This is a genomic window from Pseudomonas sp. B111, from assembly GCF_026428275.1.
Taxonomy (GTDB): domain Bacteria; phylum Pseudomonadota; class Gammaproteobacteria; order Pseudomonadales; family Pseudomonadaceae; genus Pseudomonas; species Pseudomonas aeruginosa.
In genome coordinates this window covers 1,670,679-1,689,295 of sequence record NZ_CP097857.1, presented here as the reverse complement: position 1 = coordinate 1,689,295, position 18,617 = coordinate 1,670,679, and the positions used below count along the sequence as shown (strand labels likewise).

Annotated in this window: 20 protein-coding genes; 18 read left to right on the top strand and 2 right to left on the bottom strand. The window is 65.6% G+C overall.

Annotated elements, in window-relative coordinates; all coding sequences use genetic code 11:
• The first annotated feature begins 4 nt into the window (after nucleotides 1–4).
• The 4 genes from M6E97_RS08105 to murB are packed head-to-tail and all read left to right on the top strand — an operon-like array spanning nucleotide 5 to nucleotide 2,434.
• Nucleotides 5–190: a Trm112 family protein gene (locus M6E97_RS08105; protein ID WP_003091157.1), complete on the top strand. Its 186-nt coding sequence runs from the start codon at nucleotides 5–7 to the stop codon at nucleotides 188–190.
• Nucleotides 190–954, top strand: coding sequence for a 3-deoxy-manno-octulosonate cytidylyltransferase (gene kdsB, locus M6E97_RS08100; protein WP_003130694.1), 765 nt, complete (start codon nucleotides 190–192; stop codon nucleotides 952–954). The genes M6E97_RS08105 and kdsB overlap by 1 nt, the downstream gene beginning before the upstream one ends.
• Nucleotides 954–1,418, top strand: a complete 465-nt coding sequence (locus tag M6E97_RS08095; RefSeq protein ID WP_003091154.1) for a low molecular weight protein-tyrosine-phosphatase — start codon at nucleotides 954–956, stop codon at nucleotides 1,416–1,418. Before kdsB ends, M6E97_RS08095 begins: the two co-directional genes overlap by 1 nt.
• Nucleotides 1,415–2,434, top strand: coding sequence for a UDP-N-acetylmuramate dehydrogenase (gene murB, locus M6E97_RS08090; RefSeq protein WP_003091153.1), 1,020 nt, complete (start codon nucleotides 1,415–1,417; stop codon nucleotides 2,432–2,434). The genes M6E97_RS08095 and murB overlap by 4 nt, the downstream gene beginning before the upstream one ends.
• 157 nt (nucleotides 2,435–2,591) lie before the next feature.
• On the opposite strand, the gene rne is transcribed toward murB, so the two are convergent.
• The gene (gene rne / locus M6E97_RS08085; RefSeq protein ID WP_003130697.1) at nucleotides 2,592–5,765 is read right to left on the bottom strand and encodes a ribonuclease E; all 3,174 of its coding nucleotides are present in this window, start codon (nucleotides 5,763–5,765) and stop codon (nucleotides 2,592–2,594) included.
• A gap of 576 nt (nucleotides 5,766–6,341) precedes the next feature.
• On the opposite strand from rne, the gene rluC reads away from it, so the two are divergent.
• From rluC to sppA, 3 genes are read left to right on the top strand one after another with little or no spacing between them, the layout of a single operon-like run.
• Complete coding sequence (gene rluC / locus M6E97_RS08080; protein WP_033938018.1) at nucleotides 6,342–7,298, top strand: 23S rRNA pseudouridine(955/2504/2580) synthase RluC; 957 nt, start codon at nucleotides 6,342–6,344, stop codon at nucleotides 7,296–7,298.
• Entirely contained in the window at nucleotides 7,291–7,983 is a 693-nt protein-coding gene (locus M6E97_RS08075) for an HAD-IA family hydrolase (protein WP_003104140.1), read from the top strand. The genes rluC and M6E97_RS08075 overlap by 8 nt, the downstream gene beginning before the upstream one ends.
• The gene (gene sppA, locus M6E97_RS08070; protein ID WP_003091146.1) at nucleotides 7,976–8,956 is read left to right on the top strand and encodes a signal peptide peptidase SppA; all 981 of its coding nucleotides are present in this window, start codon (nucleotides 7,976–7,978) and stop codon (nucleotides 8,954–8,956) included. Before M6E97_RS08075 ends, sppA begins: the two co-directional genes overlap by 8 nt.
• Nucleotides 8,957–9,038: 82 nt before the next feature.
• On the opposite strand, the gene M6E97_RS08065 is transcribed toward sppA, so the two are convergent.
• Nucleotides 9,039–9,617: a Maf family protein gene (locus tag M6E97_RS08065; RefSeq protein WP_003110197.1), complete on the bottom strand. Its 579-nt coding sequence runs from the start codon at nucleotides 9,615–9,617 to the stop codon at nucleotides 9,039–9,041.
• A 109-nt stretch (nucleotides 9,618–9,726) separates the two neighbouring features.
• Between M6E97_RS08065 and M6E97_RS08060 the strand changes: the two genes are divergently transcribed.
• The 11 genes from M6E97_RS08060 to M6E97_RS08010 all read left to right on the top strand — a co-directional run bounded on the left by M6E97_RS08060 (nucleotide 9,727) and on the right by M6E97_RS08010 (nucleotide 18,600).
• Nucleotides 9,727–10,263, top strand: a complete 537-nt coding sequence (locus M6E97_RS08060) for a YceD family protein (protein ID WP_003091144.1) — start codon at nucleotides 9,727–9,729, stop codon at nucleotides 10,261–10,263.
• Nucleotides 10,264–10,276: 13 nt separating this feature from the next.
• Nucleotides 10,277–10,459, top strand: a complete 183-nt coding sequence (rpmF, locus tag M6E97_RS08055; protein ID WP_003091143.1) for a 50S ribosomal protein L32 — start codon at nucleotides 10,277–10,279, stop codon at nucleotides 10,457–10,459.
• A 3-nt stretch (nucleotides 10,460–10,462) separates the two neighbouring features.
• Nucleotides 10,463–11,473, top strand: coding sequence for a phosphate acyltransferase PlsX (gene plsX / locus M6E97_RS08050; protein WP_071534418.1), 1,011 nt, complete (start codon nucleotides 10,463–10,465; stop codon nucleotides 11,471–11,473).
• 105 nt (nucleotides 11,474–11,578) lie between these two features.
• Entirely contained in the window at nucleotides 11,579–12,517 is a 939-nt protein-coding gene (gene fabD, locus M6E97_RS08045; protein WP_003104134.1) for an ACP S-malonyltransferase, read from the top strand.
• 24 nt (nucleotides 12,518–12,541) lie between these two features.
• Complete coding sequence (fabG, locus tag M6E97_RS08040) at nucleotides 12,542–13,285, top strand: 3-oxoacyl-ACP reductase FabG (RefSeq protein ID WP_003091137.1); 744 nt, start codon at nucleotides 12,542–12,544, stop codon at nucleotides 13,283–13,285.
• Nucleotides 13,286–13,480: 195 nt separating this feature from the next.
• Nucleotides 13,481–13,717 carry an acyl carrier protein gene (gene acpP / locus M6E97_RS08035; RefSeq protein ID WP_003091135.1) on the top strand — a complete coding sequence of 79 codons (237 nt, stop codon included), beginning with the start codon at nucleotides 13,481–13,483 and terminating at the stop codon, nucleotides 13,715–13,717.
• A 128-nt stretch (nucleotides 13,718–13,845) separates the two neighbouring features.
• Nucleotides 13,846–15,090: a beta-ketoacyl-ACP synthase II gene (gene fabF, locus M6E97_RS08030; protein ID WP_003104132.1), complete on the top strand. Its 1,245-nt coding sequence runs from the start codon at nucleotides 13,846–13,848 to the stop codon at nucleotides 15,088–15,090.
• On the top strand, nucleotides 15,090–15,905 hold the full coding sequence (pabC, locus tag M6E97_RS08025) for an aminodeoxychorismate lyase (RefSeq protein ID WP_003110198.1): 816 nt from the start codon (nucleotides 15,090–15,092) through the stop codon (nucleotides 15,903–15,905). Before fabF ends, pabC begins: the two co-directional genes overlap by 1 nt.
• 5 nt (nucleotides 15,906–15,910) lie before the next feature.
• Nucleotides 15,911–16,960: an endolytic transglycosylase MltG gene (mltG, locus tag M6E97_RS08020; RefSeq protein ID WP_003130717.1), complete on the top strand. Its 1,050-nt coding sequence runs from the start codon at nucleotides 15,911–15,913 to the stop codon at nucleotides 16,958–16,960.
• Between the two features lie 28 nt (nucleotides 16,961–16,988).
• Complete coding sequence (gene tmk, locus M6E97_RS08015) at nucleotides 16,989–17,621, top strand: dTMP kinase (protein ID WP_003091125.1); 633 nt, start codon at nucleotides 16,989–16,991, stop codon at nucleotides 17,619–17,621.
• A complete protein-coding gene (locus M6E97_RS08010) occupies nucleotides 17,614–18,600 on the top strand; it encodes a DNA polymerase III subunit delta' (RefSeq protein WP_033938017.1) in 987 nt (328 codons plus the stop codon). The genes tmk and M6E97_RS08010 overlap by 8 nt, the downstream gene beginning before the upstream one ends.
• The last annotated feature ends 17 nt before the right edge of the window (nucleotides 18,601–18,617 follow it).

Genomic DNA, 18,617 nt, shown 5'->3' with positions numbered 1-18,617 from the left:
CGCCATGGACCCGAAACTCCTCGATATTCTTGCCTGCCCGTTGACCAAGGGCCCGCTGGTGCTCAGCGAAGACAAGACCGAACTGATCAGCAAGCAGGCTGGCCTGGCCTATCCGATCCGCGACGGCATCCCGGTGATGCTGGAGAGCGAGGCTCGCTCCCTGAACGTGGACGAGCGGCTGGACAAGTAATGACCCAGGCGTTCACTGTCGTCATTCCCGCCCGCTACGCCTCCACTCGTCTGCCCGGCAAGCCATTGCAGGATATCGCCGGCCAGCCAATGATCCAGCGTGTCTGGAACCAGGCCCGCAAGAGCGCCGCCAGCCGCGTGGTCGTCGCCACCGACGACGAACGCATCCTGGCGGCGTGCCAGGGGTTCGGCGCCGAGGCGCTGCTGACGCGTGCCGAGCACAACTCCGGCACCGATCGCCTGGAGGAAGTCGCTTCCCGGCTCGGCCTGGCCAGCGATGCCATCGTGGTCAACGTCCAGGGCGACGAGCCGCTGATCCCCCCTGCGCTCATCGATCAGGTGGCGGCCAACCTGGCGGCGCACCCGGAAGCCGCCATCGCTACCCTGGCCGAGCCGATCCATGAGGTCTCCGCGCTGTTCAATCCGAACGTGGTCAAGGTCGCCACCGACATCGACGGCCTGGCCCTGACTTTCAGTCGTGCGCCCTTGCCCTGGGCTCGCGACGCCTTCGCCCGCGATCGCGACAGCCTGCCGGAGGGCGTGCCCTATCGTCGCCACATCGGCATCTACGCCTATCGCGTGGGTTTCCTTGCCGATTTCGTCGCCTGGGGACCGTGCTGGCTGGAGAACGCCGAAAGCCTCGAGCAATTGCGCGCGCTCTGGCACGGGGTGCGAATCCATGTGGCCGATGCCCGCGAAACCATGCTTCCGGGCGTGGATACGCCGGAAGACCTCGAACGCGTTCGCCGCGTGCTGGGGGACTGATGCGCGTCCTGTTCGTCTGCCTGGGCAACATCTGCCGGTCGCCCACCGCCGAAGGCGTGTTCCGGCGCAAGGTCGAGGAGGCCGGTCTGGCCTCCCGTATCCATGTCGATTCCGCTGGCACCGCCGGCTGGCATGTCGGCAAGGCGCCTGACCAGCGCACCCGCCTGGCCGCGCAAAGGCGTGGCTACGACCTGTCGGCACTGCGTGGACGCCAGGTCGGCATCGAGGATTTCTCCTGCCATGACCTGATCCTGGCCATGGACCTGTCCAACCTGGCTGACCTCGAGACCCTGCGTGCCGGGCGCGGTGCCGCCGAACTGGATCTGTTCCTGCGTCGCTACGGATCCGAGCGGGACGAAGTGCCCGATCCCTACTATGGCGGCGAAGAAGGCTTCGAGCAGGTCCTCGACCTGATCGAACATGCCTGCGACCGTCTGTTGATCGAAGCCAAGGGGCGACTGTGAGCCTGGAACTGCAAGAGCATTGCTCGCTGAAGCCCTATAACACCTTCGGCATCGACGTGCGCGCCCGCCTGCTGGCCCACGCCCGGGACGAGGCTGATGTGCGCGAGGCCCTGGCCCTGGCTCGGGAGCGTGGATTGCCGCTGCTGGTGATCGGTGGTGGCAGCAACCTGCTGCTGACCCGTGACGTCGAGGCGCTGGTTTTGCGCATGGCCAGCCAGGGGCGGCGAATTGTTTCCGATGCCGCGGATTCGGTGCTGGTCGAGGCGGAGGCGGGCGAGGCCTGGGACCCATTCGTGCAATGGAGCCTGGAGCGGGGCCTGGCCGGTCTGGAAAATCTCAGTCTGATTCCCGGCACCGTGGGTGCGGCGCCGATGCAGAACATCGGCGCCTATGGCGTGGAGCTGAAGGATGTCTTCGACAGCCTGACGGCGCTGGATCGCCAGGATGGAACCCTGCGTGAGTTCGATCGCCAGGCCTGCCGTTTCGGCTACCGCGACAGCCTGTTCAAGCAGGAGCCGGATCGCTGGCTGATCCTCCGCGTGCGCCTGCGCCTGACACGGCGGGAGAGGCTGCACCTGGACTACGGGCCGGTACGCCAGCGCCTGGAGGAGGAGGGCATCGCCAGTCCGACGGCCAGGGACGTAAGCCGGGTAATCTGCGCCATTCGCCGGGAAAAGCTGCCCGACCCCGCCGTATTGGGCAATGCCGGCAGCTTCTTCAAGAACCCGCTGGTGGATGCGGCGCAGGCCGAACGCTTGCGTCAGGCCTTCCCGGATCTGGTCGGCTATCCGCAGGCGGACGGTCGGCTGAAGCTGGCTGCAGGCTGGCTCATCGACAAGGGTGGCTGGAAGGGTTTCCGCGATGGCCCGGTGGGGGTACACGCGCAGCAGGCGCTGGTCCTGGTCAACCATGGCGGCGCCACTGGTGCCCAGGTCCGGGCATTGGCCGAGCGTATCCAGGAGGACGTCCGTCGGCGTTTCGGCGTCGAATTGGAGCCTGAACCCAATCTCTACTGAGGGTGCGGCTGGAGAATGAAAAAGGGATGCCGGCGGCATCCCTTTTTCATTGTGCGTGTTCGGCGGCTCTGGTCATGACGGGCGGTATGCCGGAGTGCCGCGGAATGGCGCGCAAAAAAAGGGGATGCCATGGCATCCCCTTTTTTCAGCCTGTCACTCAGGCATGCGGGCGCGAGGTTTCGCTTTCCTCGGTCTTTTTCGCGTGCTCCGTGTCGGCGGCGTCTTCGCCGGAAGCTTCAGGCTCGGCCTGTACCGCTTCCTGGGCTTCGTCCGCCTGGGACGGAACGTCGGCCTGGGCGATTTCTTCAGCCTGGGGTGCAGCAGGTTCCTCCTGGGCCGACGCTTCCTCGCTCGCTACAGCTGGGATCTCCTCGACGGCGGGAGCGGCCTGAGCTGCCGCTTCGGCTGCTGCTGCGGCTTCGCGTGCCAGACGCTCGGCTTCGCGTTGCAGGCGACGTTTTTCCCGTGGGTCGTTGAGGGCACGGCCGGTCGCGTTGGCCGGCACCGCCGCGATGGCCGGGGTCGGCTCCTCGGTGGCTGCGGGCTCGCTAGGGGCTGCTACCTCGACGGGCGCCGGGGCGGCAACTTCTTCGGCCGCTTCCGTTGCCGGTTGCACGGCGCTCTCGGCGTCTTCGCGGCTTTCCACGCTTTCGCTGGCGAAGGGAGCTTCTTCAGTGACTTGCGCGACCAGCAGGGTGCTCTGGTCGGCTTCGTCCCGGACCACGCTGACGGTCACCGGCGCTTCGATGTCGGCGGTTTCGCCGGCATTGGCCTCGCTGTCCGCGCCCTGGGTTTCCACGGCTTCGCTGGTCGGTGCGTCGGTTTCATCGCTTGCCGTGGTTTCGCTGGCAGCCTCGCTGGTAGTGGCCGGGGCTTGCTCCACGTTTGCTTCTACGGCTTCGCTGGCGACAGCGATACCGGCAGCAGCGGCGGCTGCGACGGTGTTCAGCGGCGCGGCGGCGTTATCGGTCGCCTCGCTGCCTTCCAGCTCGCCGCTGACCTCGCGCTGGCGTTCGCGGCGGTTGCTGCGACGACGCTGGCCGCGGGAGCGGCGGCGCGGGCGCTCGCCATCGGTATCGTCCTGCTCGTCCTGCTCCAGGCTCTCGTCGTTCGGCAGCGCCTCGGCTTCCAGGGCCGCGGCGTCGCGAGCCTGGCGATCCTCGCGCGGCTGGCGCTCTTCGCGGGCCGGGCGCTCGGCGCGTTCTTCACGGCCTTCGCGGGGTTGGCGCTCTTCGCGAGCTGGGCGTTCGGCGCGCTCTTCGCGGCGGCGTTCGCTGCGTTCCTCGCGACCTTCGCGGCCTTCGCGCGGCTGGCGTTCTTCGCGGGGCGTCCGCTCGGCGCGCTCTTCACGGCCTTCGCGCGGCTGGCGCTCCTCGCGAGCCGGGCGCTCGGCGCGCTCTTCGCGGCGGCGTTCGCTGCGCTCTTCGCGGTTCGGGCGTTCGGCGCGCTCTTCGCGCGGTTGGCGCTCTGCGCGTTCCTCGCGGGGCTTGCGCTCTTCGTCGCGGCGATTGCCGTCGCGGCCATCGCGGCGGCGGTTCTGCTGGCGGCCGTTGCGACGCTCGTCCTGGCGGGTTTGGCGCTCGGCAGCCGGCTTGCTGGTTTCAGCAGGCTTGGCGGCAGGTTGATCCTTGCCTGCGAACAGGCCGACCAGGGACTTCACCAGGCCCTGGAACAGGCTCGGCTCGGGCATCGGCTTGGCCGGCTCGACCGGTGCTTCGGTGTGTTGCGGTGCGGGCTGCTGGGGAGCGACGGTCTTGACTGCTGCTTCCTGGCGGACCAGGGTGCGGGTCGAGCTGACCGGCTGGGCTTCTTCGTGCTCGACGGTGGCCATTTCGTAGCTGGTCTGGCCGGCAACCAGTTCGGGGCTGTCATCGCGCAGACGCTGGACTTCGAAATGCGGGGTTTCCAGATGATCGTCCGGCAGGATGAAGATGCGCGCGCGGGTGCGCAGTTCGATCTTGGTGATGGCGTTGCGCTTCTCGTTGAGCAGGAAGGCGGCGACCTGGAAGGGCACGCGGGCGCGGACTTCCGCGGTGCGGTCCTTCAGGGCTTCTTCCTCGATCAGGCGCAGGATGGCCAGCGACAGCGACTCGACATCGCGGATGATGCCCTGGCCGTTGCAGCGCGGGCAGACGATGCCGCTGGTCTCGCCGAGGGACGGACGCAGGCGCTGGCGGGACATTTCCAGCAGGCCGAAGCGCGAGATGCGACCGACCTGGACGCGCGCGCGGTCGGCCTCGAGGGCTTCGCGGACACGCTCTTCCACGGCGCGCTGGTTCTTCGCCGGGGTCATGTCGATGAAGTCGATGACGATCAGGCCGCCGATGTCACGCAGGCGCAGCTGGCGGGCGATTTCCTCGGCCGCTTCCAGGTTGGTCTGCAGGGCGGTTTCCTCGATGTCGCCGCCCTTGGTGGCGCGCGCCGAGTTGATGTCGATGGAAACCAGGGCCTCGGTCGGGTCGATGACGATGGAGCCGCCGGACGGCAGCTTCACTTCACGCTGGAAGGCGGTCTCGATCTGGCTCTCGATCTGGAAGCGATTGAACAGCGGAACGCTGTCCTGGTACAGCTTCACCTTGCTGGCGTACTGCGGCATCACCTGGCGGATGAAGTTCAGGGCTTCTTCCTGGGCGTCGATGCTGTCGATCAGCACTTCGCCGATGTCCTGGCGCAGGTAGTCGCGGATGGCGCGGATGATGACGTTGCTTTCCTGGTAGATCAGGAAGGGCGCGCCACGTTCGCCGGACGCTTCCTTGATCGCGCTCCACAGTTGCAGCAGGTAGTCGAGGTCCCACTGCAGTTCCTCGGTGCTGCGGCCGAGGCCGGCGGTGCGCACGATCAGGCCCATGTCGGCCGGTGCGTTGAGGCCGTTCAGGGCCTCGCGCAGCTCGTTGCGTTCTTCGCCTTCGATACGGCGGGAGATGCCGCCGGCGCGCGGGTTGTTCGGCATCAGCACCAGGTAACGGCCGGCCAGGCTGATGAAGGTGGTCAGGGCGGCGCCCTTGTTGCCGCGCTCTTCCTTCTCGACCTGGACGATGACTTCCTGGCCTTCGCTCAGGACTTCCTTGATGTTGATCCGGCCTTCGGGGGATTTCTTGAAGTATTCGCGGGAGATTTCTTTGAGGGGGAGGAAGCCGTGGCGTTCGGCGCCGAAGTCGACGAAGGCGGCTTCGAGGCTGGGTTCGACGCGAGTGATGCGGCCTTTGTAGATGTTGGCCTTCTTCTGCTCGCGGGCGCCCGACTCGATGTCGAGGTCGAACAGGCGTTGGCCGTCGACCAGTGCAACACGCAACTCCTCGGGTTGAGTCGCGTTGATCAGCATTCTTTTCATGTAGTACCAATGGTTTCCGGGGCTACCGGAAACGGCGATCGGCACACACGACTCTCACGGTCGGTGCTCGGGCGCGTATTCAGGAATGGCGGGCCATTCCCGTGTCCAGCGGCGCTCGGCACTGGGTGCCGGTCCGCGACTACGTCTCCTGCTTCCTGTGTTTCAGAAGCACTTGAGTCAGGAGGAGGAATCGGCTGTCGGAGGCGGACGAAAAATGCGTCTGGATCAAGCTAGAAGCTACGCAGTCCAACAGCCGTACATCTCCACCCTACACATGTTCCTTAAGAATCGGGCGCCGCTCGCAGTATCCGGAGCGGGTTGGCATCTCGCGCTCACCGAAGTGGTCGCGGCTCATGTTTCAAGGCTTTGGTTTCGAGTCGTTAGCGGGTTGGAAATTTTCGTATTTCCGCTGAAACGCCTCTGTAGGACGGCCTGACGTCCGTTCAAAGTGTTTGCAGGCGAGGGGGAAATGCAGGTTGGCAATCATCCGCAGGCCAGGCCGCTTATGGCGGCTTCCCGACTATAGCAGCAATGATTAAGTGCTTCAATTGAATGAAAAATTGTTATGATGTACGGATGACTACTCCCGCCTCTCCGACCACCGGTGTCCAGCTGCTCGATGTGCCGCCGGAACTGGCTGGTCAACGTATCGACAATTTCCTTATCGCCCGTCTCAAGGGTGCGCCCAAGACCCTGATCTATCGCATCCTGCGTAAGGGCGAAGTGCGCGTGAACAAGGGGCGGATCAAGCCCGACTATCGGCTCCAGGCCGGAGACCAGGTGCGCGTGCCGCCGCTGCGCCTGGCCGAGCGCGATGAGCCGGCGCCGCTGGCGCAGGGGCTGCTGGAGCGGATGGAGGCGGCGATCGTCTACGAGGACAAGGCGCTGGTCGTGGTCAACAAGCCCGCCGGGATCGCCGTGCATGGCGGCAGCGGCGTGAGCGCCGGGGTCATCGAGGTGTTTCGCCAGTTGCGCCCCGATGCCAAGGATATCGAATTGGTGCATCGTCTCGATCGCGATACCTCCGGCCTGCTGATGATCGCCAAGAAGCGCAGCATGTTGCGTCACCTGCATGAGGCCCTGCGGGGCGAGAAGATCGTCGACAAGCGCTATCACGCCCTGGTCCGTGGCCACTGGCCGGCTGGCAAGAAGAACGTGCGCGCGCCGCTGCTGAAGAACAACCTGCGTTCGGGCGAGCGGATGGTCGAGGTGAACGTCGAGGGCAAGGACGCGCTGACCGAGTTCCGGGTGCTGCGTCGCTTCGGCGATTTCGCCACCCTGGTGGAAGCGCGCCCGATCACCGGGCGGACCCACCAGATCCGCGTGCATGCCAAGCACGCCGGGCATGCCATCGCCGGCGACCCGAAGTATGGCGACGAGGATTTCTCCCGCGAGATCCGCGAGCTGGGCGGCAAGCGCCTGTTCCTGCATGCCGCGCAGTTGCGCGTGCCGCTGCCCGACGGGCAGGTGCTGGAGCTGGAGGCGCCGGTGGACGAGATGTGGCAGCGTTCGCTGGAGCGTTTGAATGACTGACTACGCGTTGCTGGTATTCGATTGGGACGGCACCCTGGTCGACTCGATCGCGCGCATCGTCGATTCGATGAAGGCAGCGGCGCGGGAAACCGCTCTGCCGGAGCGGGACGATACCCGGATCAAGGGCATCATCGGCCTCGGCTTGCCCGAGGCGATCGCTTCGCTCTATCCGGAGGTTGGCGATCCTGCTCTGGTCGAGCGTTTCCGGTGTGCCTACAGCGAGCATTACCTGGCGCAGGAAGCGCAGCCGTCGCGGTTGTTCCCCGGCGTGGCCGAAGCCATGGTGCATTTTCGCGAGGCCGGGTTCCGCCTGGCGGTCGCCACCGGCAAGAGTCGGCGCGGCCTGGACCGGGTGCTGGCGGGGCATGGCTGGAGCGATTTCTTCGATATCACCCGCTGCGCCGACGAAACGGCCAGCAAGCCGGACCCGTTGATGCTCCACGAGATCCTGGCGCACTGCCGGGTCGAGCCGGGGCGGGCGCTGATGATCGGTGATTCGCCGTTCGACCTGGAAATGGCGCGGCGGGCGGGGATGGATTCGGTTGCGGTGGCCTATGGCGCCCAATCGCTGGAGCAGTTGCGGCCTTATGCGCCGCGGCTGGAAGTTGAGCATTTCACCGAGTTGCGCGCCTGGTTGGGCGGTGCTCGACGTGAGGCGGTTTCAGGAGTGGTTGAGCATGTCTGACGAGTGGAAGTCGGAAACGCCGAAGGCGAATGACGACAAGAGCTGGAAGCTGCTGGAGAAGGCGGTTCTCGCCGGGGTCCAGGAGCAGCGGCGGGCGCGGCGCTGGGGGATATTCTTCAAGTCGCTGACCTTCATCTATCTCTTTGTCGTGCTGCTGGCCTTCAGTCCGTTCGGCAGCCTGGAGAAATCGGCCTCGCGCAGCGGTAGCCACACGGCGCTGATCGAGGTGAAGGGCATGATCGCCGACGATGAGCCGGCCAGTGCCGACAATATCGTCACGGCCTTGCGCGCGGCGTTCAAGGATGAGGGTACCAAGGGGATCGTCCTGCGGATCAACAGTCCGGGCGGCAGTCCGGTGCAGTCGGGCTATATCTATGACGAGATTCGTCGCCTGCGCGGCGAGCACCCGAACGTCAAGGTCTATGCGGTGATCAGCGACCTGGGTGCCTCCGGCGCCTACTACATCGCCAGCGCCGCCGACCAGATCTACGCTGACAAGGCCAGCCTGGTCGGTTCCATCGGCGTGACGGCGGCCAGCTTCGGTTTCGTCGGCACCATGGAGAAGCTCGGTGTCGAGCGGCGCGTCTATACCTCCGGCGAGCACAAGTCGTTCCTCGATCCTTTCCAGCCGCAAAAGCCCGAGGAGACCCAGTTCTGGCAGCAGGTGCTGGATACTACCCACAAGCAGTTCATCGACAGCGTGAAAAAAGGGCGCGGCGACCGGCTCAAGGTCGAGGGGCACCCGGAGCTGTTCTCGGGTCTGGTCTGGTCCGGCGAACAGGCATTGCAGCTCGGTTTGATCGACGGTCTGGGCAATGCCAGCTATGTGGCGCGCGAAGTGGTGAAGGAGAAGAAGATCGAGGATTACACCGTGCAGGAGTCGCCTTTCGATCGCTTCGCCAAGAAGTTCGGTGCCAGTGTGGCGGAGCGCCTCGCGCTGTGGATGGGCTGGCAGGGCCCGGTATTGCGCTGAGAGCGTTTCCCTTCCTTATATAAAGAAGCCCGGCCGAAGCCGGGCTTCTTTATATGGGAATGCCGGATATGGGAATGCCGGCTCAGGGGATTTCGACGCCTTCCTCGAGGAGCATGTCGACCAGGCGGATCAGGGGCAGCCCTACCAGGCTGGTGGCGTCCTCTCCTTCGGTGGCGCGGAACAGGCTGACGCCCAGGCCTTCCGCCTTGAAGCTGCCGGCGCAGTCCAATGGGCGTTCCGCTTCGACGTAGCGGCGGATGCGGCTCTCGTCGAGGTGGCGGAAGTGCACGGTGAACGGCACGCATGCCACCTGGATGCGCCGGCTGGCGCTGTTGAGGAGGGCCAGTCCGGTGAGGAAGGTCACGCTCTTGCCGCTGGCGTCCCGTAGCTGCTGGATGGCGCGTTCGGGGGTGTGCGGCTTGCCGAGGATGTCGCCGTCGAGTACGGCGACCTGGTCGGAGCCGATCACCAGGTGTTGCGGATAGCGTCCGGCCAGCGCTTCGGCCTTGCTGGCGGAAAGGCGGCGCACCAGTTCCTCGGCACTTTCCCCGGGGCGATGGCTTTCGTCGATATCGGGGCTGGCGCTTTCGAAGGGAAGGCGCAGGCGGGTCAGGAGTTCGCGTCGATAGGGGGAGCTGGAGGCGAGGATCAGGTCGGGCATGAGGTTCTCCATGGCGAGCGGCCGATTTTAACGAAAAGACTCGTCCTTACAGCGGTTTATGGCTAATTTCCTTTGACAGGCGCGGGGGCGTCCCTATAATGGCGCGCTTATGTTGAATGGGCCGATTCCACCTCATATCGATCCGCGCAAGTTGGTCGACCGCGGCGCCACCCTCGAGGGTGTGTACGCGCTCGCCGATATGCCGCGTGTATGCGAGCAACTGACCAGCGATGCCGGTGAGGTGCGCGTGAAGGTTTCCTTCGAGCGCGACCACCAGAAGCTGGCGGTCATGCATATGCAGCTCGATACCGAGGTGAGCATGGTATGCCAACGCTGCCTGGATGCGGCGGCCATTCCCGTGCATGGCGAATATACCTACGCCATTCTTCGGGAAGGTCAGTCCGCCGACGGTCTGCCGAAGGGGTACGATGCGCTGGAAGTGGGGGAGGAACCCCTGGACCTGCTGGCGCTGGTCGAGGACGAGCTGTTGCTCGCCTTACCCATCGTTCCGGCCCATGACCCCGAAGTATGTCAGCACCCGGCTGGATTCGTCGTCGAAGACGAGCCGGAGTCGAGCGAAGTCGAGGACAAGCGTCCTAATCCGTTCAGCGTACTGGCACAGTTGAAGCGTGACCCAAACGTTTAGGAGTTAATCAATCATGGCTGTTCAGCAGAACAAAAAGTCTCGTTCCGCTCGTGACATGCGTCGTTCCCACGATGCGCTCGAGTCCAATGCTCTGTCCGTGGAAAAGAGCACCGGTGAAGTCCACCTGCGCCACCACGTATCCCCGGACGGCTTCTATCGCGGCCGTAAGGTAGTAGACAAGGGCTCCGACGAGTAATCCTTGTCCGCACCAATCATCGCGATTGATGCAATGGGTGGGGACTTCGGTCCCCACTGCGTTGTTCCGGCCTCTATTGCCTTCCTGGCCGAGAATTCCTATTCGCAACTGATCCTCGTCGGTCAGCCTGCCCTCCTCGAAGAACTCCTTTCCCGCTATCCGTCGCTCGACCGGCAGCGCCTGCGCGTGCATGCGGCCAGCGAAGTGATAGGTTCAGACGAACGTCCCTCCCAGGCCTTGCGTGGCAAGCCGGACGCTTCCATGCGCGTGGCGCTGGAGCTGGTCCGCGACGGCCGGGCGCACGCGTGCGTCAGCGCCGGCAATACCGGGGCGTTGATGGCGCTGTCGCGGCACCTGCTGAAGACCCTGCCCGGTATCGACCGCCCTGCGATGGTGACGGCGGTTCCGACCGAGAAGGGGCATTGTCATCTGCTCGACCTCGGCGCCAACGTGGATTGCAGTGCCGAGCATCTCTACCAGTTCGCGGTGATGGGCGCGGTGGCGGCAGAGGCCTTGGGCTGCGTCTCGCCCCGGGTCGCCCTGCTCAACGTGGGGACCGAGGAGATCAAGGGCAACCAGCAGGTCAAGCTGGCGGCGAGCCTGTTGCAGAAGGCCCAGGGGTTGAATTTCAGCGGATATATAGAGGGCGATGGCCTGTATCGCGGCGAGGCCGACGTGGTGGTCTGCGACGGTTTCGTCGGCAACATCCTGCTGAAGGCCAGCGAAGGCCTGGCTGCCATGGTGTCGGCGCGGATCGAACAGCGCTTCCGCGATGGACTGGCGGCGAAGCTGGTCGGTGCGCTGGCGTTGCCGCTGCTGCGCCGGCTGCGCGGCGATATCGCTCCGGCACGCTATAACGGCGCCAGTTTCCTCGGATTGCAGGGGATAGTGGTGAAAAGCCATGGGTCTGCCGCCGAGGAGGGTTTCCAGAGCGCCTTGCGTCGCGCGGCACTGGAAGTCCGGGAAAACCTGCCGCAACGATTGCATGGCCGTCTCGAGCATCTGCTGCTCTAATGTGTGACCGGGCGGTCCAGGCAGCCATCCAACACTCAGTTTCCTGCGCCAGTCGCGGCTGGCGCGTTATCTCCGACGAGCAAAAGACCACAAGGGACCTATTCAATGTCTGCATCCCTCGCATTCGTCTTCCCCGGCCAGGGTTCGCAATCCCTCGGCATGCTGGCCGAGCTGGGCGCCCAGCAGGCGCTGGTGCGCGATACCTTCGCCGAGGCCTCCGAGGCGCTCGGTTACGACCTTTGGGCGCTGGTCCAGAATGGACCTGAAGAGCACCTGAACCAGACCGACAAGACCCAGCCGGCCATCCTCACGGTTTCGATCGCGCTCTGGCGCCTCTGGCTGGCCGAGGGCGGCGCGCGCCCGGCGTTCGTCGCCGGGCACAGCCTGGGCGAATATTCCGCGCTGGTCGCGGCCGAAAGCCTGGCGTTCGCCGATGCGGTCAAGCTGGTCGAGCGTAGGGGCCAACTGATGCAGCAGGCGGTTCCGGCGGGGCAGGGCGGCATGGCCGCGATCCTAGGCCTGGAAGACGCCGATGTATTGGCGGCCTGTGCCGAGGCGGCCCAGGGCGAGGTGGTCAGCGCGGTCAACTTCAACGCGCCGGGGCAGGTAGTGATCGCCGGTGCCGCGGCTGCCGTTGAGCGTGCCATCGAGGCGTGCAAGGCGCGCGGCGCCAAGCGCGCGGTGGCGCTGCCGGTCAGCGTGCCGTCGCATTGCGAACTGATGCGTCCGGCCGCCGAGCAGTTCGCCGCCTCGGTCGAAAGCTTGCAGTGGCAGGCGCCGAAGATTGCGCTGGTGCAGAACGTCAGCGCCGCCGTGCCGGCTGATCTCGATACGCTGCGCCGCGACCTGCTGGCACAGCTGTACAGCCCGGTTCGCTGGGTGGAGAGCATCCAGCTGCTGGCGGAAAAGGGCGTCACCGAGCTGGTCGAGTGCGGGCCGGGCAAGGTCCTGGCAGGCCTCAACAGGCGCTGTGCGAAAGGCATCAATACCCATGGCCTGGATGGTGTCGAGGCGTTCGCCGCCACGCGCGCCGCCCTGGCCTGAGAGAGAGTGAAAGGAGAGAATCCCATGAGTCTGCAAGGTAAGGTCGCATTGGTAACCGGCGCCAGCCGTGGCATCGGCCAGGCGATTGCGCTGGAACTGGGGCGCCTGGGTGCCGTGGTCATCGGCACCGCGACCAGCGCGTCCGGCGCCGAGAAGATCGCCGAAACCCTCAAGGCCAATGGCGTCGAGGGTGCGGGCCTGGTCCTGGACGTTTCCAGCGACGAATCCGTAGCCGCGACCCTGGAGCACATCCAGCAGCATCTCGGCCAACCGCTGATCGTGGTCAATAACGCCGGCATCACCCGCGATAATCTGCTGGTGCGCATGAAAGACGACGAGTGGTTCGATGTGGTCAACACCAACCTGAACAGTCTCTACCGTCTGTCGAAAGCCGTTCTGCGCGGTATGACCAAGGCCCGCTGGGGGCGCATCATCAACATCGGTTCCGTGGTCGGCGCCATGGGCAATGCCGGGCAAACCAACTATGCCGCGGCGAAGGCCGGCCTGGAGGGCTTCACCCGTGCGCTGGCCCGGGAAGTCGGTTCGCGTGCCATTACCGTGAATGCGGTGGCGCCGGGCTTCATCGACACCGACATGACCCGCGAGCTGCCGGAAGCCCAGCGCGAAGCGCTGCTGGGCCAGATTCCGCTGGGTCGCCTGGGGCAGGCGGAAGAGATCGCCAAGGTGGTCGGCTTCCTCGCTTCGGACGGCGCAGCCTATGTGACCGGGGCCACCGTGCCGGTCAATGGTGGGATGTACATGAGCTGAATGTGACGTTACCTTTCTCGGGTCTGTCATAAGCGCTGTCTAGAATTCGTTGCGGAATTGCAGCCGGGTTATTAGATAGAATTATCGAAGTGGCCGTGGGAAGGTGAGGCGTTCAGCTTGAAAAGCAGAAAACCCTTTCTATACACTTACCCGCAGCCCAGCTGCTCGGATTTTCCATAGGAGTGAAAACAAGGTATGAGCACCATCGAAGAACGCGTTAAGAAGATCGTCGCTGAACAACTCGGCGTGAAGGAAGAAGAAGTCACCAACAGCGCTTCCTTCGTCGAAGACCTGGGCGCCGACTCCCTTGACACCGTCGAGCTGGTGATGGCTCTGGAAGAGGAATTCGAGACCGAAATCCCTGACGAGAAAGCTGAAAAGATCACCACCGTTCAGGAAGCCATCGACTACATCGTTGCTCACCAGCAATAAGTAGTCGTCGGATTTTCCGACGTGGAAAAGCCGCACAGCCTGTAAGGGCGTGCGGCTTTTCTTTAGCGCCTTACCTACTCTGGTAGTCTGTCGGCGCAACCCCGTGAAATGAGAAAGAGGAAGTCGTAGTGTCGCGTAGACGCGTCGTCATTACTGGCATGGGCATGCTGTCGCCGCTGGGCCTGGATGTCCCGAGCAGTTGGGAAGGTATTCTCGCCGGTCGCAGCGGGATCGCCCCGATCGAGCATATGGACCTGTCCGCCTATTCCACCCGCTTCGGTGGTTCGGTCAAGGGTTTCAATGTCGAGGAATACCTGTCCGCCAAGGAAGCCCGCAAGCTCGACCTGTTCATCCAGTACGGTCTCGCCGCCAGCTTCCAGGCCGTTCGCGATTCCGGCCTGGAGGTCACCGACGCCAATCGTGAGCGTATCGGCGTATCCATGGGTTCCGGTATCGGCGGCCTGACCAATATCGAGAACAACTGCCGATCCCTGTTCGAGCAGGGGCCGCGGCGCATCTCGCCGTTCTTCGTGCCCGGTTCGATCATCAACATGGTTTCCGGCTTCCTGTCGATCCACCTGGGTCTGCAGGGGCCCAACTACGCCCTCACCACCGCCTGCACCACCGGTACCCACAGCATCGGCATGGCTGCTCGCAACATCGCCTATGGCGAGGCCGACGTGATGGTCGCCGGCGGTTCCGAAATGGCTGCCTGCGGTCTCGGCCTGGGCGGTTTCGGCGCGGCTCGCGCGCTCTCCACTCGCAACGACGAGCCGACCCGTGCCAGCCGTCCGTGGGACCGGGATCGCGACGGCTTCGTCCTGTCCGACGGTTCCGGCGCCCTGGTGCTCGAAGAACTGGAGCACGCCCGTGCCCGCGGCGCGCGGATCTATGCCGAGCTGGTTGGCTTCGGCATGAGCGGCGACGCCTTCCACATGACCGCGCCGCCGGAAGACGGAGCCGGTGCCGCCCGCTGCATGAAGAACGCGCTGCGCGATGCCGGCCTGGATCCTCGTCAGGTCGATTACATCAACGCCCATGGCACCTCCACCCCGGCCGGCGACATCGCCGAGATCGCCGCGGTGAAGAGCGTGTTCGGCGAGCATGCCCATGCGCTGTCGATGAGTTCGACCAAGTCGATGACCGGCCACCTGTTGGGTGCCGCCGGTGCGGTGGAGGCGATCTTCAGCGTGCTGGCCCTGCGCGACCAGGTCGCCCCACCGACCATCAACCTGGACAACCCGGACGAAGGTTGCGACCTCGACCTGGTGGCCCACGAAGCCAAGCCGCGCAAGATCGACGTGGCCCTGTCGAACTCGTTCGGTTTCGGCGGGACCAACGGCACCCTGGTGTTCCGCAGGTTCGCCGACTGATGCTGGACTGGGTCGACGGCCGGCCCGCCGCCGAGCTGTCCGTGCGCGATCGCGGACTGGCCTATGGCGACGGGCTGTTCGAGACCCTGGCGGTGCGCGCCGGCACGCCGCGTCTCCTGGAACGCCACCTGGCGCGCCTGGAAGAGGGGTGTCGACGCCTGGCGATCCCTCTCGACGCCGCAGCGTTGCGCCAGGAGTTGCTGGCGTTCTGCGCGGCGCTGGGCGACGGTGTCGCCAAGCTGATCGTCACCCGCGGCGAGGGTTTGCGTGGCTACGCGCCGCCTGCCGAGGCCTCGCCGCGGCGAATCCTCTCCGGATCGCCGCGTCCGGCCTATCCCGAGCGCCACTGGCAGCAAGGCGTGCGCCTGTTCGCCTGCCGTACGCGCCTGGCCGAGCAGCCCCTGCTGGCCGGCCTCAAGCACCTCAATCGCCTGGAGCAGGTCCTCGCCCGTGCCGAGTGGAGCGACGCCGGGCATGCCGAAGGGCTCATGCTGGACGTGCACGAGCGGGTGGTGGAGGGCGTGTTCAGCAACCTGCTGCTGGTTCTCGACGGCACCCTCGTGGCGCCTGACCTGCGGCGCTGCGGCGTCGCGGGAGTGATGCGCGCGGAATTGCTCGAGCGCGCCGAAGGAATCGGCGTCCCGCTGGCGATACGGGATGTTTCCATGGCTGAACTGGCGACGGCCGACGAGGTCTTTCTGTGCAACAGCCAGTTCGGCATCTGGCCGGTCCGGGCATTGGACGAGCACGTCTGGCCGGTCGGCGAGCTGACCCGTAAACTGCAAGACCAACTTCGCGACGACCTGGATTTCTGACTTTGATGCGCAAACTGCTGGTGCTGCTGGAGAGTGGCCTGTTGTTCGTTGGCCTCTGCGTCGGCCTGGCTGCATGGCAGCAGCAGCGGGCGCTGGAGCAGCCCCTGCAATTGACCGAGGAGCGCCTGCTGGACGTTTCCTCGGGCTCCACGCCGGGCGGCATGCTCGCACGTCTGGAGCAGGAAGAGGTGCTCCATGGCGCGTTCTGGCTGCGCCTCTACTGGCGTTTCAACCTGCCGGGCCAGGCCCTGCACAGCGGTGAATACCGCCTCTTGCCGGGGATGACGGGCGCCGACCTGCTGGAACTCTGGCGTGAAGGCGAGGTGGTGCAGTACAGCCTGACCCTGGTCGAGGGCTGGAGTTTCCGCCAGGTGCGCGAAGCGCTCGCCAGGCAGGGCAAGCTGGAGCAGACCCTGGCCGGCCTGAGCGACGGCGAGATCATGCAACGCCTCGGCAAGCCCGACGAAGTGGCCGAAGGGCGCTTCTTCCCCGATACCTACCGCTACACCCGTGGCATGCGCGACATCGACATACTGCGCAAGGCCTACCAGCGCATGCAGACCATCCTCGCCAAGGAATGGGATGGCCGCAGCCAGGACCTGCCTTATCGCGACGCCTACCAGGCGCTGATCATGGCCTCGCTGGTGGAAAAGGAAACCGGCGTGCCGGAAGAGCGTTCGCAGATCGCCGGCGTCTTCGTCCGCCGCCTGCAGCGCGGCATGCTGTTGCAGACCGATCCGACGGTGATCTATGGCATGGGCGAGCGCTACAACGGCAAGATCACCCGCGCCGACCTGCGCGAACCGACCCCTTACAATACCTATGTGGTGCCGGGCATGCCGCCGACCCCGATCGCCCTGGCCGGGCGCGAGGCGATTCGCGCCGCGCTGCATCCGGCCGAGGGCGAGACCCTGTATTTCGTGGCGCGCGGCGATGGCAGCCATGTGTTCTCCAGCAGCCTGGACGAACACAACAAGGCGGTCCGCGAGTACCAGTTGAAGCGTCGCTCGGACTATCGCTCCAGCCCCGCGCCTATCACCCCGCCGCCACAATGAGCGGCGCAGCCAAGATAAGGAGTGCCGTGTGACCGGCCTGTTCGTCACCCTGGAGGGCCCGGAAGGGGCCGGCAAGAGCACCAACCGCGACTACCTGGCCGAGCGCCTGCGCGAGCGCGGCATCGAGGTGCAGTTGACCCGCGAGCCTGGCGGCACGCCTCTCGCCGAGCGCATCCGTGAACTGCTGCTGGCGCCCAGCGACGAGCCGATGGCCGCCGATACAGAGCTGTTGCTGATGTTCGCCGCGCGGGCCCAGCATCTCGCCGGGGTCATCCGCCCGGCGCTGGCGCGCGGGGCCGTGGTGCTCTGCGATCGCTTCACCGATGCCACCTATGCCTACCAGGGCGGCGGACGCGGTTTGCCGGAGGCGCGCATCGCCGCGCTGGAAAGCTTCGTCCAGGGCGACCTGCGGCCCGACCTCACGCTGGTCTTCGACCTGCCGGTGGAAATCGGCCTGGCGCGGGCGGCGGCGCGTGGCCGGCTCGACCGTTTCGAGCAGGAGGACCGACGCTTCTTCGAGGCCGTGCGTCAGACCTACCTGCAGCGCGCCGCGCAGGCCCCGGAGCGTTACCAGGTGCTCGATGCCGGGTTGCCGCTGGCCGAGGTGCAGGCTGGCCTGGATCGGCTGCTGCCGAATCTGCTGGAGCGTCTGAATGGCTGATATCTATCCCTGGCAGCAGGCGCTCTGGAGCCAACTGGGCGGCCGCGCCCAGCACGCCCACGCCTATCTGCTCTACGGTCCCGCCGGGATCGGCAAGCGTGCCCTGGCCGAGCATTGGGCCGCCCAACTGCTCTGCCAGCGGCCTGCCGCCGCTGGCGCATGCGGCGAGTGCAAGGCCTGCCAGTTGCTGGCCGCCGGTACCCATCCGGACTACTTCGTGCTGGAGCCGGAGGAGGCGGAGAAACCGATCCGGGTCGACCAGGTCCGCGACCTGGTTGGCTTCGTGGTGCAGACCGCGCAACTGGGCGGGCGCAAGGTCGTATTGCTCGAGCCCGCCGAGGCGATGAACGTGAACGCCGCCAACGCCCTGTTGAAAAGCCTTGAAGAGCCGTCGGGCGATACCGTGCTGCTGCTGATCAGCCACCAGCCCAGCCGCCTGTTGCCGACCATCAAGAGCCGCTGCGTGCAGCAGGCCTGCCCTTTGCCGGGCGCGGCGGCGAGTCTGGAATGGCTGGCGCGGGCCCTGCCCGACGAGCCGGCCGAGGCCCTGGAGGAACTGTTGGCGCTTTCCGGCGGCTCGCCGCTCACCGCCCAGCGCCTGCACGGCCAGGGCGTGCGCGAGCAGCGCGCGCAGGTGGTCGAGGGGGTGAAGAAGCTGCTCAAGCAGCAGATCGCCGCCAGCCCACTGGCCGAAAGCTGGAACAGCGTGCCGCTGCCATTGCTGTTCGACTGGTTCTGCGACTGGACGCTGGGCATCCTGCGCTACCAGTTGACCCGCGACGAGGAGGGGCTGGGGCTGGCCGACATGCGCAAGGTGATCCAGTACCTGGGCGAAAAGTCCGGGCAGGCCAAGGTGCTGGCCATGCAGGACTGGCTGCTGCAACAGCGGCAGAAAGTGTTGAACAAGGCCAACCTCAACCGTGTCCTGCTTCTCGAAGCCCTGCTGGTGCAGTGGGCAAGCCTGCCCGGGCCGGGCTAGAATCCCGCTGATATTCG